The sequence below is a fragment of the Marinobacter sp. genome (genome assembly GCF_041687235.1).
Taxonomy (GTDB): Bacteria; Pseudomonadota; Gammaproteobacteria; order Pseudomonadales; family Oleiphilaceae; genus Marinobacter.
Map to the genome: position 1 here is coordinate 355,285 of NZ_JAWLCH010000002.1, position 19,326 is coordinate 374,610.

Annotated in this window: 16 protein-coding genes; 6 read left to right on the forward strand and 10 right to left on the reverse strand. The window is 56.9% G+C overall.

Going from position 1 to position 19,326, the window contains the following annotated elements; translation table 11 throughout:
* The first annotated feature begins 166 nt into the window (after positions 1–166).
* Positions 167–1,186: a sodium:calcium antiporter gene (locus tag ACESMK_RS05405; protein WP_372996020.1), complete on the forward strand. Its 1,020-nt coding sequence runs from the start codon at positions 167–169 to the stop codon at positions 1,184–1,186.
* Positions 1,187–1,200: 14 nt separating this feature from the next.
* Positions 1,201–1,899: an aspartate/glutamate racemase family protein gene (locus tag ACESMK_RS05410; RefSeq protein WP_372996022.1), complete on the forward strand. Its 699-nt coding sequence runs from the start codon at positions 1,201–1,203 to the stop codon at positions 1,897–1,899.
* Positions 1,900–1,901: 2 nt separating this feature from the next.
* Here the strand turns inward: ACESMK_RS05410 and ACESMK_RS05415 are convergent, their stop codons facing one another.
* On the reverse strand, positions 1,902–2,528 hold the full coding sequence (locus tag ACESMK_RS05415) for a LysE family translocator (protein ID WP_372996024.1): 627 nt from the start codon (positions 2,526–2,528) through the stop codon (positions 1,902–1,904).
* Positions 2,529–2,660: 132 nt separating this feature from the next.
* Between ACESMK_RS05415 and ACESMK_RS05420 the strand changes: the two genes are divergently transcribed.
* The 3 genes from ACESMK_RS05420 (at position 2,661) to ACESMK_RS05430 (ending at position 7,212) form a co-directional block, all read left to right on the forward strand.
* Positions 2,661–3,143, forward strand: a complete 483-nt coding sequence (locus ACESMK_RS05420; protein WP_372996026.1) for an Lrp/AsnC family transcriptional regulator — start codon at positions 2,661–2,663, stop codon at positions 3,141–3,143.
* Positions 3,144–3,325: 182 nt separating this feature from the next.
* Positions 3,326–5,518 (forward strand): OsmC domain/YcaO domain-containing protein, encoded by a 2,193-nt coding sequence (locus tag ACESMK_RS05425; protein ID WP_372996028.1) that lies wholly within the window; start codon positions 3,326–3,328, stop codon positions 5,516–5,518.
* Between the two features lie 140 nt (positions 5,519–5,658).
* Positions 5,659–7,212, forward strand: coding sequence for a glutamate synthase-related protein (locus tag ACESMK_RS05430; RefSeq protein WP_372996030.1), 1,554 nt, complete (start codon positions 5,659–5,661; stop codon positions 7,210–7,212).
* On the opposite strand, the gene ACESMK_RS05435 is transcribed toward ACESMK_RS05430, so the two are convergent.
* Positions 7,182–9,257 (reverse strand): dehydrogenase, encoded by a 2,076-nt coding sequence (locus ACESMK_RS05435; RefSeq protein WP_372996032.1) that lies wholly within the window; start codon positions 9,255–9,257, stop codon positions 7,182–7,184. The two genes, ACESMK_RS05430 and ACESMK_RS05435, sit on opposite strands and share 31 nt — an antisense overlap.
* A gap of 162 nt (positions 9,258–9,419) precedes the next feature.
* Here ACESMK_RS05435 and ACESMK_RS05440 point away from each other — a divergent pair, with 162 nt between their 5' ends.
* Positions 9,420–10,433 (forward strand): class I fructose-bisphosphate aldolase, encoded by a 1,014-nt coding sequence (locus ACESMK_RS05440; RefSeq protein WP_372996034.1) that lies wholly within the window; start codon positions 9,420–9,422, stop codon positions 10,431–10,433.
* Between the two features lie 30 nt (positions 10,434–10,463).
* On the opposite strand, the gene ACESMK_RS05445 is transcribed toward ACESMK_RS05440, so the two are convergent.
* The 8 genes from ACESMK_RS05445 to ACESMK_RS05480 all read right to left on the reverse strand — a co-directional run bounded on the left by ACESMK_RS05445 (position 10,464) and on the right by ACESMK_RS05480 (position 19,307).
* Entirely contained in the window at positions 10,464–11,456 is a 993-nt protein-coding gene (locus ACESMK_RS05445) for an MBL fold metallo-hydrolase (RefSeq protein ID WP_372996036.1), read from the reverse strand.
* A gap of 107 nt (positions 11,457–11,563) precedes the next feature.
* Positions 11,564–12,535 carry a tRNA dihydrouridine synthase gene (locus tag ACESMK_RS05450; protein WP_372996038.1) on the reverse strand — a complete coding sequence of 324 codons (972 nt, stop codon included), beginning with the start codon at positions 12,533–12,535 and terminating at the stop codon, positions 11,564–11,566.
* Between the two features lie 137 nt (positions 12,536–12,672).
* Positions 12,673–14,844 carry a catalase/peroxidase HPI gene (gene katG / locus ACESMK_RS05455; protein WP_372996040.1) on the reverse strand — a complete coding sequence of 724 codons (2,172 nt, stop codon included), beginning with the start codon at positions 14,842–14,844 and terminating at the stop codon, positions 12,673–12,675.
* A 366-nt stretch (positions 14,845–15,210) separates the two neighbouring features.
* The gene (locus tag ACESMK_RS05460) at positions 15,211–15,429 is read right to left on the reverse strand and encodes a DUF2835 domain-containing protein (RefSeq protein ID WP_008172004.1); all 219 of its coding nucleotides are present in this window, start codon (positions 15,427–15,429) and stop codon (positions 15,211–15,213) included.
* 168 nt (positions 15,430–15,597) lie between these two features.
* Entirely contained in the window at positions 15,598–17,496 is a 1,899-nt protein-coding gene (htpG, locus tag ACESMK_RS05465) for a molecular chaperone HtpG (RefSeq protein WP_372996043.1), read from the reverse strand.
* Between the two features lie 150 nt (positions 17,497–17,646).
* The gene (locus ACESMK_RS05470; protein ID WP_372996045.1) at positions 17,647–18,081 is read right to left on the reverse strand and encodes a PaaI family thioesterase; all 435 of its coding nucleotides are present in this window, start codon (positions 18,079–18,081) and stop codon (positions 17,647–17,649) included.
* On the reverse strand, positions 18,078–18,548 hold the full coding sequence (locus ACESMK_RS05475) for a PaaI family thioesterase (protein ID WP_372996047.1): 471 nt from the start codon (positions 18,546–18,548) through the stop codon (positions 18,078–18,080). The genes ACESMK_RS05470 and ACESMK_RS05475 overlap by 4 nt, the downstream gene beginning before the upstream one ends.
* 18 nt (positions 18,549–18,566) lie before the next feature.
* On the reverse strand, positions 18,567–19,307 hold the full coding sequence (locus tag ACESMK_RS05480) for a DUF599 domain-containing protein (RefSeq protein ID WP_372996070.1): 741 nt from the start codon (positions 19,305–19,307) through the stop codon (positions 18,567–18,569).
* Positions 19,308–19,326: the final 19 nt, after the last annotated feature.

Consider the following 19,326-nt stretch of genomic DNA (forward strand, 5'->3'; position numbering starts at 1 on the left):
ATTAATCTTACGGCGGATACGCTGGACCTGACCGAACGGACTCTTTCCTTATGTTTTTAATGGTAAGCGGTTTGTGAAATGGGGATAAAACAAGGTCAGAACGATGCGTTACCTGCACTGCCAGACCGGCTATAGTTAAACCCACCGGGACTGGTCGAGGCCTTTTGTGTTTTCATCACTCACTACCGCGATTATTGCGTTTTTCGTCGCCTCCATCGTCATCGTAACGGCTGGCAGCCTGCTGGCACGGGTCGCCGATGAGCTGGCAGACCGCACGGGCCTGGGCGAGGCCTTGTTCGGCATCTTTCTGCTGGCCGGGGTAACGTCACTACCGGACTTCGCCGCCACGCTCAGCGCAGCGCTGGATTCAAGGCCGGATCTGGCCATGAGTAATGTCATGGGCAGTATGGCTGCGAACCTGGTCTTTCTGGGCATTGCAGACATCATTTACCGAAAGGCCAACCTGGAACACGCCGCTGCGTCCTCAACCAACCTGATGCTGGCCGCGCTGTTGATCGTCTTACTGGCTCTGCCGCTGCTGGCAATCGCAAGTCCCCCGGTCTCCATTTGGGGCCTACACCCGATTACCCCGGTTATTGCCGCAGCCTATCTGTTTGGGCTGCACCTGGTTCGTACCACAGACAGTAAACCCATGTGGTTTCCCCGCCTCACCCGCCAGACGGTTCCCGACAAACCCGGCCATTACCTTCACGGCGGTCTTGCCCGGGCATGGGTCAGCTTCATTGTGCTGGCTGCGATAACCGGTCTGGCCGGATGGGTGCTGATGGAAGGCGCCAAAGTGATCAGCGACGAAACGGGCCTTTCGGATTCCCTGATCGGGGGGCTGTTTACCGCGCTCGCTACCTCCTCACCCGAACTCGTCACAACGATTGCAGCCATTCGCCGGAACGCACTAACGCTTGCGGTGAGCAATATTTTTGGGACCAACTGTTTTAACATGCTGGTGATCGCGTCAGCCGATGTGGGCTATCCAGGTGGTTCCATCTATCACGACATAACGCCCATACAGATGACCTGGGGTCTTGTCAGTATTCTGATGACAGCAACACTTCTGATGGGCATGGTCCGGCGGCAACGCTATGGCATCGGTAAGATCGGTTTTGAAAGTGCTTTGATACTGACGGTCTACGCGGTTGCGTTGTCGATCGTTATGGCGAGCGGATAAAGGGGAGATTTGCCATGAAAACCATTGGCCTTCTCGGCGGCATGAGCTGGGAGTCCACACAGACCTACTACCGCCTGATGAATGAGGGCGTGAAGGCCCGGCTTGGTGGCCTGCATTCCGCAAAGCTGGTGCTCTACAGCGTCGATTTTGCCGAAATCGAAGCGCTCCAGCACGCCGGCGACTGGCCGGCTACCGCGGACATTCTCGCCAGCGCCGCGCTTTCACTGCAAAAGGCTGGCGCGGATTTCCTGGTCATCGGCACCAACACCATGCACAAGGTGGCTCCGGAAATTGAGCAGGCTATCCGGATCCCACTACTCCATATCGCCGATGCAACGGCAAAGGTGCTGGCGAGGGATGGCATAAGCCGCGTGGGACTGCTGGGAACGCGGTTCACGATGGAACAGGCGTTTTACCGTGACCGGCTGGAGCAAGCTGGTATTGAGGTAATCGTTCCGGAAGAAGCCCAGCGGAATGAGGTTCATCGGGTCATCTATGAAGAGCTCTGCCAGGGCGAAATCAATCCCGCATCACGCCAGACGTATCTCGACATTACAACGTCGCTTTCCGAGCGCGGTGCGCAGGCGGTTATTCTCGGGTGCACCGAAATTGGGTTGCTGATCCGCCAGGCTGACACCCCCATTCCGCTATACGATACAACAAAGATTCACGCGGCGCAGGCGGTTGAGCATGCCCTCACGGGGGTCCAGTAACGCTACGTGAAAGCCACCTTCACACCTATTCCCATCAATAACAGGGCAAAAACGCTGTTCTGGGCTTTCTGATACCTGGCATTTTCAGCGCTCAGGGCCCATAAACCACGGCCCAGCAGAGCATAGGCAAGATCAAAGGCAAAACCGGTCAGTACCAGAATCAGTGCGAGAACTGCGAACTGGCCTGCGACCCCGGAAAGCTCAGGGTGAATGAATTGAGGAAGAAGGACCGAGCAGAAAATAAGGGATTTCGGGTTAAGCAGGTTGGTAGCAAGCCCCCGGCGGAAGGCAGCCAGATAACCGGCTTTTGCAACGCCCGCCGCAGCCAGATCACTTTGCACTGGCAAGACGCTGGTCTTCTTAAGAAACTGCAGACCCAGGTAAATCAGATAGGCGGCACCAAGCAGCCGAACCGTATGATAGGTCCAGGGTTGTGAAGCAAAAAGCGCGGCGAGCCCCACGGCCGCAAGCAACACATGAATGGATCTGGCTACAGCAAGGCCCGTGGCGGTGGCAATGGCGTACCTTGGCCCTTCGCTGACGGTGGTGCCCAGCACCAGAATCATGTCTGGGCCGGGTGCAAGATAGATTGCCACGAGGGCCGTGAAAAACAGTAAAAGGTCACCCATATCCGCGCTTTTCGTCCTTAACTCAAGGTATAGAGTATACTCACCTCCCTGCAGTGAAGGGTTGCTTTATCAGCCAACAAATGATCTAGAATTAGTGTTTTTAATCACTCTTAACCAAAAGACATACCAATCATGCCAGACTACAAGTTTGATCGATTCGACCGGAAAATTCTTGAGGCGCTACAGGCCAACGGCCGCCTGCCCAATATTGATCTGGCAGCAGACATCGGTTTGTCGCCATCCCCCTGTTCCCGCCGCGTGCGCCTGCTTGAAGAGTCCGGCGTTATAAAAAGCTACAGTGCGGTTCTGGATCAGGAGCACGTGGGTTTGGGGCTTACCGTGTTCGTAGGCATCAAAGTGGAACGCCACCGGGAGAAAGAAGCTGAAGCATTTCGCGAAGCGGTCAGCGTTTTGCCGGAAGTTATCATGGCCCACCTGGTGTCCGGCGAATCCGATTTTCTGTTGCAGGTTGTGGTTCCGGATCTGCGCGCTTACGAAGATTTTCTGACCGGCACACTGCTAAAGTTGCCCGGCGTGCGGGATATTCGCAGTAATTTCGCAATTCAGACGGTTAAGCCCCAGTCGCCGCTACCACTGGCACACCTGCCAGGCTAATAGATGAAGAAAAAGCGGGCTTTAGCTCGCCTCTAGAAAGACTTACAGGCTTTTTCATTCCAGGTTCGCCGCTGGATCTGGGCACCCGTACAATCCCTCAAGACGAACGCCTGCAAAAACTGGATAATGGCCGCCATTAAAACCCATGACGCGCCAAATTCTCCAATCCGGGTACCTTTGTAATGGAAATCAACGTCAACTTTCTCGACAACCTCAGGCTTGAAGCCAAGTTTGATGATTTCACTGTCGTGACCGACCAGCCCATCCGCTACAAGGGCGATGGTTCCGCTCCCAGCCCTTTTGATTACTTCCTGGCTTCCTCAGCGTTGTGTGCGGCTTATTTTGTTCGGGTGTACTGCCTGGCGCGGGACATTCCGACCGAAAACATCCGCCTGTCCCAGAACAACATCGTGGACCCGGAAAACCGCTACAACCAGATCTTCAAGATTTCCGTAGAGCTGCCCGAAGACATCTCCGAGAAAGACCGACAGGGCATTCTGCGCTCCATCGACCGCTGTACCGTAAAGAAAGTGGTCCAGACCGGCCCGACCTTCGAGATCGAAACCGTCGAGAACCTGGATGCCGACGCCCAGGCGCTGCTGATGACGCAGCCGGAGGGTGGCAGCCAGACCTTTATCGAAGGCAAGGACCTGCCCCTGGAGCAGACCATTGCCAACATGACCGGCATCCTTGAAGAGCTGGGCATGAAGATCGAGATTGCCTCCTGGCGAAACATTGTGCCGCACGTATGGTCCTTGCATATTCGCGATGCTGCCTCCCCCATGTGCTTCACCAATGGCAAGGGTGCCACCAAGGAAAGCGCACTGTGCTCTGCCCTGGGTGAGTTCATCGAGCGGCTTAGCTGCAACTTTTTCTACAACGACCAGTTCTTCGGGGAAGAAATCGCCAACAGCGAATTCGTCCACTATCCAAACGAAAAGTGGTTCAAGCCCGGCCCGAATGATGAATTGCCTGAAGGCATTCTGGATGACCACTGCCTGGCCATTTACAACCCGGACGGCGAGTTGGGCGGCTCCAACCTGATCGACACAAACTCCGGCAAAACCGAGCGCGGCATTGTCTCCCTGCCGTTTGTGCGTCAGTCCGATGGCGAAACGGTGTATTTCCCGTCCAACCTGATCGAGAACCTGTTCCTCAGCAATGGCATGAGTGCTGGCAACACCTTGCAAGAGGCAGAAGTACAGTGCCTCTCGGAGATTTTCGAGCGGGCGGTGAAGAAGCAGATTATTGAAGAGGAAATTGCCCTGCCGGATGTGCCCCGGGACGTGCTGGAGAAATACCCGGACATTCTCGAAGGTATCGAAGCGCTCGAGGCACAGGGCTTCCCGACCCTGGTGAAAGACGCCTCCCTGGGCGGCCAGTTCCCGGTGATGTGCGTTACTTTGATGAATCCGAGAACCGGAGGCGTATTTGCTTCATTCGGCGCCCACCCAAGCTTCGAGGTGGCCCTTGAACGGAGCCTGACGGAGCTACTGCAGGGCCGCAGCTTTGAAGGCCTCAACGATGTGCCGGCGCCCACGTTCAATAGCCTGGCGGTCACCGAACCCAACAACTTCGTAGAGCACTTTATCGATTCCACGGGTGTGGTGTCCTGGCGCTTCTTCAGTGCCAGATCCGATTACGAGTTCGTCGAATGGGATTTCTCCGGCACCAACGCCGAGGAAGCCGAGTGCCTGTTTGGCATTCTCAGGGACATGGGCAAGGAAGTGTATGTCGCCGTCTACGAGGAGCTCGGCGCGCCGGTCTGCAGGATCCTCGTTCCTGGCTATTCCGAGGTATATCCGGTGGAAGACCTGATCATGGATAACACCAACATGGCTCTGGACTACCGGGAAGACATCCTTAACCTGCACCGTCTGAACGACGAACAACTGGCCGATCTGGTGGAACGGCTGGAAGCCAGCCAGCTCGACAACTACATGACAATCATCACTCTGATCGGCGTGGAGTTTGACGAGAACACGATCTGGGGCCAGCTCACGATTCTGGAATTAAAGATCCTGATCTGCCTTGCCCTTCAGTGGCACGAGGAGGCCCTGGAGTTCGTCGACATGTTCCTGCAGTTCAACGACAACACCGTTGAGCGTGGCCTCTTCTACCGAGCCATGTACGCCGTGCTGGAAGTCACCCTCGACGACGAGATGGAACTGGAAGACTACATTACCAACTTTACGCGCATGTTCGGTGAGAAAACCATGGAAGCCGTTATGGGCTCAGTGGATGGGTCTGTCAGATTCCACGGCCTCGAACCGACCAACATGCAGCTGGAAGGACTTGAGAAACATCAGCGGCTGATCGAAAGCTACCGGAAGCTGCACGCCGCCCGCGCTGCAAAGGCAGGCCTGCAGCAATAATCGGACGCTGAGCCAACCGCGCTGCAGTGGCGGCGCGGGTATTCCTGATCCACACTGGACCATTACAAGTAGCCTATTTGCGGGAGACGCCCGTACGTCCTTGTACATTTCCTGGCATATGCCAAACAAGGAGCCTTGCAATGAGCAATCCGGTGATCGCTGATAACAAGCCCAAGAAAGTCAGCCTGAAGAAAGGCGAAGAATACGCCTTTTGCATGTGTGGCCGCTCCAACAACCAGCCCTTCTGCGACGGTTCCCACGGGGACACGGGGTTCAAACCCAAGGTCTTCACTGCCGAAAAAGACGAGCAGGCCGTCCTTTGCCAGTGCAAGCAGACAGGCAACGCCCCCTATTGCGACGGCACCCATCAGAAGTTCAGCGACGACCAGGTGGGTGAGGAAGCACCGGAACCGGAAGGCGATAATGAATCCGGCGACGTTCCAAAGGCAAAATCCACGAAGGAAGAGCCCACGGTCGAGTTTATTCACCAGTTGGCGCGTGAGGGGCTGAGTAATATGGGCCACCACGGCCCCACGACTGCGATGGGCGTACCCCGCCATACCCTGCCCCATTGGGATGACCTGCAGATCATGGTGGCTCAAATGGCCACCAAACCACTGGCCGAAGACGCTGATGTTTCCACGGAACTGGTGATCGGTCCGGAAGCACGCAAGCCCCTGACATTGAGCATTCCGCTGTTTGTTTCCGACATGAGCTTTGGCGCTCTGTCCGAGGAGGCAAAAATCGCCCTTGCCCGGGGGGCGGAAATGGCTGGCACCGGGATCTGTTCCGGCGAGGGCGGCATGTTGCCGGAAGAGCAGCAGGAAAACTCCCGTTACTTCTATGAATTGGCAAGCGCCAAGTTTAGCTACAAAGAAGAGCTGTTGAAGAAAGTCCAGGCATTCCACTTCAAGGGCGGCCAGGGCGCCAAGACCGGCACCGGCGGACACCTGCCCGGAAACAAGAACACGGGCAAGATCTCCGAGGTTCGCAACATTCCCGAGGGTGAACCGGCCATTTCCCCGCCCACCTTCGAGGATTTGCGCTCAGTTGAGGATTTCCAGCGCTTCGCCAGCCACGTTCGGGAGATAACCGGCGGTGTTCCCGTCGGCTTCAAGCTGAGCGCCAATCACATCGAGCGAGACGTGCAGTTCGCTCTGGACGCAGGCGCCGACTACATCATTCTGGACGGCCGTGGCGGAGGCACCGGCGCAGCCCCCGAGATCTTCCGGGATCACATCAGTGTGCCCACCATTCCTGCCCTGGCCCGGGCCCGTCGCTACCTGGATAACCACGGCGCCAGTGGCCGGGTTACACTGATTGTCACCGGCGGGCTGCGGGTCCCGATGGATTTCGTGAAGGCCATGGCCCTGGGGGCCGATGGTGTTGCGGTGGCCAACAGTGCCATGCAGTCCATCGGGTGCGTGGCGGCCCGTATCTGCAACACCAACAACTGCCCGGCAGGCATCGCGACCCAGAACAAGGATCTGCGCCAGCGGTTGAATGTGGACCAGTCTGCCAAACAGCTGAAGAATTTCCTGGAGGCCTCTGTCTCACTGATGCAGGTCATGGCACGGGCCTGCGGCCACGACAGCCTCAGCAAATTCAATATTGAGGACCTGTCCACCTGGCATCGGGAAATGGCCCTGCTCAGCGGCGTGCGCTACGCCGGTGTGCTCGATCCCTCAGTCTGAGGCTCTTCTCTGGCCGCCAGCACACGAACCCGTTCGAAGTCCTCCTCGGTGAACACACCGTTCACCCCGGAGATGGCGGCCAGCTTCATGCCATGCTTCAGACCCAGTTTGTAGATCTCTCTCACCTTCTCCCACTCGATGTTCCGGCCCAGCGTAAAGTTCTCGAAACGCGCCTCCAGGGCCAGCACAATGGTTTCTGCGAGGCAGGCATAGGCGATGCCTTTGGGCAGCCCGATGTCTTTCATGTGCACCTCGCCCGGTAACTGGATCTCACCGGATTCAATGACTAGTACGTCCGGGCGTTTGGCCACATCTTCCGCCGGAATATCCAGGGGACGGGCTACGTCGGTGATCACACAGCCGGGCTTCACTTTCATGATATCCAGGATACGTTTGCCGGCACCGGAGGTGGCGGTCACGATCATGTCCATATCCGCCAGATCCCGTTCCGCTGAGCCCGCAACATGCACAATAGCCCCCGGCGTTTCCTGTTCGATGCTTTCCTTCAGCGCGAGTAGCTTGGCCGGCTCCGGGGCCGCAAGGTAAACCTCATCCACGGCCTTCGCCAGCAACCTTGCACAGACAGACCCGATGGCGCCAGTGGCGCCCACCACCATGGCTTTACCGGCTGCTTTACCGCTGGGTCCAATACTGACCCGCCCTATTTTCTTCATGGCATCATGGGCTGCCCAGAGCGCTCCAGAGGCGCTATAGCTGTTGCCGGTTGTGATCGGCAGCGGCGCACGCTTGGCTACCGTAATCCCGGCATCCCCCACGACCTTGGTAAAGGCGCCCAGGCCCATGATCTGTGCGCCGAGCTTCTTGGCGAGTTTTGCGGCCTGCAGCAGTCTGGCGTAGGTGAATTCAGGCCCGTGCGCCATGATCTCACGGGGCGTGCCACCAACGGTAATGAGCCAGCCTTCTACTTCCTCGCCATTGGGCGAGCGGATTCCAGATACTTTCGAGTAGATAAACGGCGGTGAATACGCTATGGCCTTTTCCACCAGGTTCATCACCACCGGCGGTGACACATTGGCAATCCAGTCCAGAGGCGGTGTCTTGGTGAGGTATTGCTGCGAAAGCGGATGAATGACAAAGGCAAATCGGTTCACTCTCCGGTAACCGTTCGGGTACAGAATCCGGGGCTCAATGCCCAGGCTCTGGATGACATCCAGATAGTCGTCGGGCCCCAACTGATCCGGTGTTCGGGAGAGTGCCGCGCTGATCATCGCCTCCATCACATTCACGCCAACGGGCCGGCCTTCCAGCCACGGACTGTAGTCCACCACCATGGCAACCCGTCGGGAACGCATCCAGTCCAGAGCGGCATCCGTGACCCTGGAAGTAATCACGGTTTTGCCATCCAACTCTTTCTGGGTGAACTGTTCCAGATCGCCAATGGAAGCCACAATCACATGGGACTCGGACACGGCATGGTGCAGAGACCCTTTCACCAGGTTCTCACCCAAGCGGTACAACGGCGTGCGAAGAATGGTTTCCACCGCCTTTACGGCCGCTGGCCGGAACATGATGGGCGCGGTCAGCGAGGTATAGGTTTCAAGCTGTTTCAGGGAGGTCAGCAATCTGGGGACACCGAAATCCGTATAGGGGTCGGCGAAAAACAGGTTTTCAGTGTGTTCAGACAACGCCCTGGCGATCCGATAGCCTGCCTGCCCGTTCATGAAAAGCACACGGGCATTGTCGAAGAAATGCCCCAGTTCGGATTGGGTATGGCGCACCGCCCACTCCTGCAGTATTGCCCGCAGGCCCGCGCCAGTGGTAACCGGCTTGTCCGGCACACAGGCCTCAAGACGGGCCGTATCGGGATGTTCAAGCTGCTCCCGACCAACCTCGTAATGATCGTGGACCATGCTCAGGCCTATAGCGTCTGCCTGAGTATGCACCGACTCCAGAACCGCTTCCGCCCTGGACAGGTCACCGTCTGTGCCGATGCGGATAATCCGGAAGGGCTGGTCCAGAAACTCGGTTTCCATATCGTAATCGTATTCGGCAGATCCCTGGCTGACACTGACAACGGTTTTCATATTCAGGCCTTCCCTTTTCCCTGTTGTTATTTTTACAGCGTAATTCACAGAGCCGGTTTATGCCTTAGCCCAGATCAAATTCCAGACCGCTATTCACCGTCTACAATAAGGTGGCGGGCCGAACGACCAATCAGACTTTCAAGGATCAATCAGGAGCTCACTATGACCATTCAGGAAGAACTGAACGCCACCGTCCGGGAACTGGTTCAGCCCGGCAAGGGAATTCTCGCAGCGGATGAGAGCCATCCCACCATCGCCAAGCGCTTCAAGGCCGTTGGGGTGGAGTCCAGCGAAGAGAAACGCCAGGAGTACCGCAGCCTCATATTTTCCGCCTCGGGCCTCGGGGAATTTATCAGTGGCGTGATTCTCTTCGAGGAGACCCTGAGTCAGGACAGCCTGGACAAGGTACCCATGCCAAAACTGCTGGCCAGCCAGGGCATTGTGCCGGGCATCAAGGTCGATAAGGGCAAAGGCCCCCTTGTGAACGCGCCTGGTGATGAAATCACCTTTGGCCTCGATGGCCTTGAGGACCGCCTGGAAATCTACAAAAACCAGGGTGCGCGGTTTGCCAAGTGGCGGGACGTGTTCCACATCTCGGACACCCTGCCCTCGCGGCAGGCCATTGAGGCAAATGCCGAGGTTCTCGCCCGCTATGCGGCTATCTGCCAATCTCTGGGCATCGTGCCCATCGTGGAACCGGAGGTTCTGATCGACGGCAATCACACCATCGAGCGCTCCGCCGAAGTGAGCGAAGCGGTGATTCGCGAGGTTTTCCACGCCCTTTACCGGCATAAAGTGGAACTGGAACACATGATCCTCAAGCCCAGCATGGTGACACCGGGTAAGGAAAATCCAAAGGCGTCACCGGAAGAAGTGGCAACAGCAACCCTGGATGTCTTTCGCAGGGCAGTACCAGCTGCAGTGCCTGGCATCTTTTTCCTCTCGGGCGGTCAGACTCCGGAAGAAGCAACCATCAACCTGAATGCCATGAACAGCATGGGGCCTCAGCCCTGGGAGCTCAGCTTTTCCTATGGTCGGGCCCTTCAGGAACCGGCACAGAAAGCCTGGGCCGGTAATGTGGATAATGGTCCAGAGGCGCAGGCAGCGATGCTGAAGCGCGCCCGCCTGAACGGTGCAGCGCGCTCGGGCAATTACCGACCGGAAATGGAAGACTGATCGGCAACTGCCCTGCACCAGCGTGTTCCCTCAGTTACAGCCAGAGACGCAGCTCGCCATGCCATTGAATGCCATGGTACGGCCACTGAGGGGCACATGGACCGGCACGGTCACTGAATCCCGGAACAGGGCTGTGCGCGTGTCGTCCTGCACCTTGCCACCGGAGGTAGCGGTTTCATTCGCATGAGAGGCAATGACCGCCTTGGGTTGCACCAGGTCATTAATGACGTAAGCAGCCTGTTTGGGCCCGGTGGTGAAAGTGTCTCCGATGTTCATCACCACCAGTCCTGCGCCATAGTGATCCTTCACCACCAGTTTTTGCTCTGCAGTGATACCGGTATCACCCGAAAGGTATACAACCAGCCCGTTGGAAAATTTCAACACATAGCCGGTAGGCGGCCCGACACTCGCGCCGACACCTGCAGCCGCGAGGTATTCCGCCAATGGCCCGGTCAGGAAGGAAGGCGAAACGCCATTGCTGTGAACCGCAGGCACCGTGGTGATTGCCACCCCGCCCACCATACGTTCGCCACCGAAACGCACCAGCATGGAGTTTGCAGGGTCACCGCCCGCGTCTTTGAGCTTGGCGGCAAAGAATGCGGGCATTTCACTGCCGGTCACTATTTTCGCCCCATGCTTCACCGCAATGTCCACGGTATTCGATTGTGGTAGCGTTGAAACGCCGGTATCCGGGGCGCCGCAGCTGCCCTGGTTGGTCTTACTGATACGTTGGTCGCCAACATGGTCCCCATGCATATGGGAAACCAGAACAACATCTATTTTACCCAGCCGGGGATCATCTGGCCCAGCGACGGTTCTGCCGGCATCGTAGAGAATTCGGGTGCCATTGGGATCTTCAAACACCAGCGCCCGGTCCCGACTGCAGAACTCACCATCGTGGCTACCCAGCGGTGTGACCTTCACCACATGATCATCAGCGGCAGCCGGCATGGCCGTGCCCAGGAGCATGCAGGCACCTGCCCCGGCAAAGGCCAGGGTGTGGCGTAAACGTGTTGATAGCATGTTGATCGTCCTCCCACTCGTTTTATTGTTGGTGCTGACATTGATACGAACGACACAACCGTTAATACCAGTGTAGCCAGGGAAAACTGACGAGGGGGATATCGGTATCAGGCGGCGCGGGAACCTGGCACCGAAACCCGCTGTTCAAGACAGGCCATCATGGGAGCCACCTGCCGGATCTTGCGGGCCTCGGGCCAGAGAATTTCAGCTTCGGCAAAGCCCTGGCGAAGGAAGTTGAGCCACTGCTTGATGCGACCGGTTACGTAGCGGTCCTCCAGCCAGCCCTGCAGAACCGTGGCGTACTCACGAACCAGGGCCACGGCTTCCGGCCAGGTCATATCGGGTACCGTTTCCCCCTGCTGGCTGGCCTTGATCTGCCGCGCCAGGTCGGGCCTGGCTATGAGCCCGCGGCCAATCATGACATCGTCGCAACCAGAGACTTCCCGGCATCGCCAGTAGTCCGCCACGGTCCAGATCTCGCCATTGGCAATGATATGGGTCTTTACCGCTTCCCGGGCCCGGGCGATTTCCTCCCAATAGGCGGGCGGTTTGTAGCCATCCACTTTGCTGCGGGCGTGGATGACAATTTCTTCGGCTCCGGCAGCTTCCAGGGCCTGGGCACAGGCCACACCCATAGATCGATCGTCATAGCCCAGCCGCATCTTGGCCGTGACGGGCACATGGCCCGGCACCGCCTGGCGTACGGCGGCCACAATTTTATGCATCAGCTCCGGTTCGCGCATCAGGACGCAACCACCTTTGTGCTTGTTCACCGTCTTCGCCGGGCAGCCAAAATTGATATCGACCTGGGTGGCGCCCAGTTCCGCAGCCCGCACACCATGGCGCGCCATCTGGTGAGGGTCTGAGCCCAGTAGCTGGACGGCAACGGGAGTACCCACCTGGGTGAGAGACCGGTTATGTAGCTCAGGGGCGTATTTGTAGAACACTCTCGGCGGCAACATGCCGTGGGTCACGCGAACGAATTCTGTTACGCACCGGTCAATACCGCCAACCCCGGTGAGGGTTTCACGGATAGGTGCGTCAACCAGCCCCTCCATCGGGGCAAGAATAATCCGCATGAATGCTCCAGTCTTAACAGGGTCTGTACAGGATGAGACTGATCAAAAATCAGACGGAGCGGATTGTAAGGAATTTGGCGGGAAGTTGATAGACGGGCACCCCGTTACCGGGGCGCCCTACTATCTGCTTACAGGTCTTATTTAACGTCGAATCGATCGGCGTTCATGACCTTGGTCCAGGCTGCAACGAAATCTTTCACAAACTTCTCTTCGTTGTCGTCCTGGGCGTACACCTCTGCGTAGGCGCGCAGGATGGAGTTGGAACCGAACACGAGATCAACACGAGTCGCAGTGAACTTGGTATTGCCGCTCTTGCGATCCACGATGTTGTAGGAGTTCTTGCCTGTTGGCTCCCAACGGTTGCCCATGTCGGTCAGGTTCACGAAGAAGTCGTTGGTCAGCTGGCCAACGCGATCTGTGAACACACCGTGCTTGGTGCCACCGTAGTTGGTGCCCAGCACCCGCATACCGCCCAGAAGAACGGTCATTTCCGGTGCGGTCAGACCCATCAGCTGAGCGCGGTCCAGAAGCATTTCTTCCGGCTTGACCACGTAGTCCTTCTTCTGCCAGTTACGGAAGCCATCAGCCAGCGGCTCCAACGGTTCAAAGGATTCAGCATCCGTCATCTCATCGGTCGCATCGCCACGGCCTTTCAGGAAGGGAACGTGGACTTCATGACCGGCAGCTTTCGCCGCCATCTCGATGCCAAGGTTACCGCCCAACACAATGATGTCGGCAACGCTGGCGCCGGTGTCGGACGAGATCTGCTCGTAGACCTTGAGCACCTTATCCAGACGATCAGGCTCATTACCTTCCCAGTCTTTCTGGGGGGCCAGGCGAATGCGGGCACCATTGGCACCACCACGCATGTCAGAGCCGCGGAATGTGCGGGCACTGTCCCAGGCAGTCGTAATCAGCTCGTTCAGGCTCAGACCTGCTCCGGCGATTTTTTCTTTGACCACTTCTTCGGTGTAGTTGGTCTCCCCCTGGGGACAGGGGTCCTGCCAGATCAGATCTTCAGCCGGTACATCCGGACCGATATACCGGGCTTTCGGCCCCATGTCCCGGTGCGTCAGTTTGAACCAGGCGCGGGCGAAGCAATCCCTGAAGTATTCCGGATCTGCCATGAACTTCTCACAGATCGCGCGGTACTTCGGGTCCACCTTCATGGCCATGTCGGCGTCGGTCATCATCGGCATGCGGCGAACAGATGGATCGGTGGTATCAACCGGCATGTGCTCTTCTTTGATATCCACCGGCTCCCACTGGTTTGCACCAGCCGGGCTCTTCGTCAACTGCCATTCGTACCCGAACAGCAGATCGAAGTAACCCATATCAAACTTGGTCGGGTTGGTGGTCCAGGCACCTTCAATGCCAGACGTTACGGCGTTCGTCGCCTTACCCTGCAGGTTGGGGTTCATCCAGCCCAGACCCTGGGTTTCCACGTCTGCACCTTCCGGCTCTGCGCCCAGGGCATCGGCATCACCATTGCCGTGAGCCTTACCCACGGTATGGCCGCCTGCGGTGAGAGCAGCGGTTTCTTCGTCATTCATCGCCATGCGCGCAAAGGTCGTACGAACTTGCTCAGCCGTTTTCTGCGGATCCGGCTGGCCATTGACACCTTCCGGATTCACATAAATCAGACCCATCTGGACGGCCGCCAGCGGGTTCTCCATGGTGTCTGGTTTATCCACATCTTCATAACGGCTGTCAGACGGTGCCAGCCACTCTTTCTCAGCACCCCAGTAAATGTCTTTTTCCGGATGCCAGATATCTTCACGGCCATAGGAGAAACCGAAAGTTTTCAAACCGAACGATTCATAGGCAACGTTGCCGGCCAGAATGTACAGATCGGCCCAGCTAATCTTGTTGCCGTACTTTTTCTTGAGCGGCCACAGCAGACGGCGGGCCTTATCGAGGTTACCGTTGTCGGGCCAGGAGTTCAGGGGAGCGAAACGCTGGTTACCCGTACCGGCACCACCGCGGCCATCCGCCAACCGGTAAGTACCAGCAGCATGCCAGGCCAGACGAATCATCAAACCGCCATAATGACCCCAGTCGGCAGGCCACCACTCCTGGCTGTTCGTCATCAGCTCATGCATGTCTTTTTCAAGCGCTTCATGGTCAAGCTTTTTGACCTCTTCGCGGTAGTCGAAGTCTTCTCCAAGCGGATTGGTTTTGCGATCGTGTTGATGAAGAATGTCAAGATTGAGGTTTTCAGGCCACCAGCCGGCTACATCGGCCTTTTCCTGAGTGTTCGAGCCATGCATTACGGGGCACTTTCCACCCGCACTGTTGTTATCCGTCATTTCTCTCTCCTCATTGGGTTGGCAAAACGACACTGCTTCTAATTAGGCACTCCTAACTATAGGACACCACAAACACTCTGCTCTGAGTATTTCTTATGTCCGGGATAGCGTGTGCCTATAAGGTTGCCCGCAAGCTCCGCGGGCTCCATTTCGATTACTGGGCACACGCAAAATCGCTCGAGTACTCTGCCAGGATTCCAAGTAAATCCGGCCAGGTAATTGATCGACTGAGTGACAATACATTGGACATGGATCTGCTCCTGCCTAACGACAACAACATCACCATAGCGCGGCGCCAATCGCGCAATACAATTAATTAAAAATAAATTTGTGAAAGCTTTTATTTATGGGGGTTGGTTCGGCTGATCAGAGCCGTTCGATAGACGAAAACTTTCCTGCGTCGTCAAAAACGATGCGGAAACTGCCGCGGATACCATCACGGAGGTAGAAACGGGAAAGGATACGGGCCGGGAACCGGACAGAGCGTCCGTCCCGGGCCGTGGTGTGAACATCGGTGGCAACGCCCTGGTAGAGCTTGATCCACTCATCAGGGCTGATGCTGATATCCACAATAATCTGCTGCATCTGATTCTGACCTTTTTGTCGGATTACGGCTTCGCCTAATCCGACCTACCAAGACTAACCGGCGTGCCTGTCACACTGTCGGATTACGGCTGCGCCTAATCCGACCTACCTTGATTTGTAGGTCGGATTAGCCAACGGCGTAATCCGACGCAGGACCGGATCCAGGCCTCAGTTGGCCAGTTCCAGCAACAGACGGTTAAGGCGGGTAACGTAGGCACCCGGGTCCGGGAGCTGTTCACCGCTGGCCAGGGTGGCCTGGTCCAGAATCACAGCTGAAAGCTCGTTGAACCGCTCTTCGCCCTTCTCGCTTTCCAGACGCTGAACCAGCGGGTGGTCCACGTTGATCTCAAAGATCGGTTTGCTGTCTGGCACTTTCTGGCCGGCGGCTTCCATGATCTTCTTCATCTGTGCACCCATGTCGAAGTCACCCACCACCAGACAGGCCGGTGAATCGGTCAGGCGGTTGGTCACCCGCACTTCCTGGACCCTGTCACTGAGGGCGTTCTTGATGCGATCCAGCAGATCCTTGTGCTCTTCAGCCGCCTCTTCCTTGTGCTTCTTGTCTTCCTCGGTCTCAACTTCGCCGAGATCCAGATCACCCCGTGCAACGTCCTGGAACTGCTTGCCCTCGTACTCACTGAGGTAGCCCATCATCCACTCGTCGATGCGATCCGTGAGGATCAGTACCTCAATGCCCTTCTTGCGGAACACTTCCAGGTGCGGGCTGCTCTTGGCTGCCGTGAAATTGTCCGCGGTAATGTAGTAGAGCTTCTTCTGGCCGTCCTTCATCCGGCTGATGTAGTCGTCCAGGGACACATTCTGGGTGCTCTCCCCGGTATGGGTGGAGGCAAAACGCAGCAGACCTGCAATCTTCTCGCGGTTGCTGAAATCTTCCGCCGGGCCTTCTTTCAGTACGGTGCCAAACTCGCCCCAGAACTTCTGGTATTGCTCCGGATCCTTCTTGGCCAGCTTGGACAGCATGTCCAGAACCCGCTTGGTCAGCGCGGTACGGATGCTTTCCACGGTGCTGTCGTTCTGCAGGATCTCACGGGACACGTTCAGGGACAGATCGTTGGAATCGATCACACCCTTGGCGAAACGCAGGTAAAGCGGCAGGAACTGCTCGGCGTCATCCATGATGAACACGCGCTGCACATACAGCTTCAGGCCACGGGGCGCCTCCCTGTTGTAAAGATCAAACGGTGCCCGGGCCGGGATGTACAAAAGGCTGGTGTAGTCCAGCTTGCCTTCCACCTTGTTGTGGGACCAAGTCAGCGGATCTTCAAAATCGTGGGCAATGTGCTTGTAGAACTCCTTGTACTCCTCGTCCTTGATCTCGGTACGCGGGAGGGTCCAGAGCGCTGTCGCATCGTTGACGGTTTCGTACTCGTCTTTCTGCTCCTTGTCGTCGCCATCGTCCTCCTTTCTCATTTCTACGGGGAAGGAGATGTGGTCGGAGTACTTCTTCACCAGACTGCGCAGTTTCCAGCCGTTGGCGAATTCCTTGGCGTCTGACTTCAGATGCAGCACGATCTGGGTACCGCGGTTTTCCAGATTGACCTGTTCAATGGAAAACTCACCGTCGCCCCTGGACTCCCAATGCACACCCTCTTCTGCCGGCGCACCCGCACGACGGGTGAATACATCCACCTTGTCGGCCACGATAAACGACGAGTAGAAACCAACACCGAACTGACCGATCAGCTTGCTGTCCTTCTTCTCGTCACCGGACAACTGCTTCAGGAACTCAGCTGTGCCAGAGCGGGCAATGGTGCCGAGGTTCTGAATGACGTCATCACGGGTCATGCCGATACCGTTATCGGTCAACGTGACGGTATTCGCCTCTTCATCAAAATCCAGGCGAATCTTCAGCTCAGGATCGCTTTCATAAAGGCTGTCATCCTTCAGGGCCGCGAAACGCAGTTTGTCTTCGGCATCTGAAGCGTTGGAAATCAGCTCACGAAGGAAGATTTCCTTGTTGGAATACAACGAGTGAATCATCAGGTGAAGCAGTTGCTTCACTTCAGTCTGGAATCCAAGCGTCTCTTTATTGGCTTCAACCGTCATGGTGAGTATGTCTCCTGCTTTTTACATTCGGAGTAGCGGCGTGGTTGGGCAAAGCGAACCTGCCCAACCACACCGCCCGGCTATCGAGTTTGTGTTGAACAGGAAATGGGGACGAGGAAGGGCATTTCAAGCCCCGAAAAGGCCTGAAACTCAGTCCTCTAACAGAAAATGCGCGCGGGCAGTCGCTATGGGTTGCGAACGGGATTTCTGCCAGGCACTGACCATCACATTGGCAACGCGGTTGCCCTGGCGGGTCAGGCGGCATTCGGCGTAGGTTTCACGGTTGAGACCGGCCCGGAGGTAATCCAGAGAAAAGTCGACGATGCGGGGCATGCGCAGGCTTTCCTGGGACATGATCAGGTAGATATTGGCGGACATTTCCATGAAGCCGCCAATCACGCCACCGTGAATGGCCGGCAGGATCGGGTTACCAAGGTTGGAATCCTTGCAGGGCAGGCGGAAAATCAGATCGTCGCCGAAACGCTCACACTGAAGGCCAATCCAGGTGGCGTATGGAATGCTTTTGAGCATACGGTTGAAGTCACCGGTTTCCTGGGTATAGCGGAGGATTTCAGGATCGGTCATTCTTCACCTCCGGTAATCAGGTCCCGGTAATGTTTGGGGCTCGCATCCTTGCCGATACGCATGAACGTAGCGACGCAGTTGGCAATGGTTTCACCACCCTCCTGGTACGCCTCACAGCGGGTAAAAATAATGTTCCGGGTTACCCGGTAGGTTTCAGCCCTTGCGTAGACCGGCTTCCTCGGATGGGCCGGGCGCATGTAGTCCACACGGAGGTCCAATGTCGGGCAGAGTTCAAAATCTTCCAGCGCACACAGGATCACACAGCCTGACGTAGTATCCATCAATGTGGTTATGGCCCCGCCATGGATCACGCCGGTGTCCGGGTTACCGATAATTCGGTCGCTGTAAGGCAGGCAAAGTGTGAGGCTGCCTTTTGTGGCCTCGGTGACCGTCAGGCCAAGCTCTTTAGCCTGATTGAGTGTCTCGATAAAACGGGTAACCCGTTTCCGTCGGATATCATCGTTCATTCAGGTTCAACCTGTGGATCAGCTTTTGGGTTTTGGGCTGCTTTCCGCCTTGCCGGGCAACGGTTCTTCGAACACCTTGCCGGCCCTCAACGCTTCCAGCGCGGTGGAGCAGAACTCCCGACGGTAGAGGACGATAACCACCAGTGTGGAGGCCGCCATGAAAACAATCGGGTGGATAAACCAACCTACCACGGCCAGTGCGTAATAGTAGGACCTCAGCCCAAGGTTAAAAGCATCGCCCGCGAGATTACAGATGTTTCCGGCGCTGCGGGCAAACGCCTCCCGCCCTGCTGGACTGGTTTTGGTATCGTCCGGTGGTGGGGCACTGCCTACCATCACCGACACAAAATTGTACATCCGCATGGACCAGGTAAATTTGAAAAAGGCGTAAATGAAGACCACCAGCAGCACGACCATACGCAACTCCCAGATCTCCCGGGTCGGCAGGGTACCAAACGGCATGGTGCTGAAGACTTCCATGACTTCCTGGGTGTAGCCGAGGGCGGTGATGATACCGGCGAGGATCAGCAGGCAACTGGACGCGAAAAACGCACCGTTGCGCTCCAGATTGCCAACGACCGAAGCGTCGGCAATGCGATTTTCCCTGCGCAGCATGACTCGCATCCAGTCTTCCCGGTATAGATCGAGGGTGTTGGACAGACAGGGTCGATCCGCGGCGCGACGTTTGGAGTATTCGGTGTAACCGAGCCAGCACACCAGGAACCAGAGCAAAGCGATCAGTTCGAGTAAATTACCCATGGGCTGCCTTAGGGTCAAA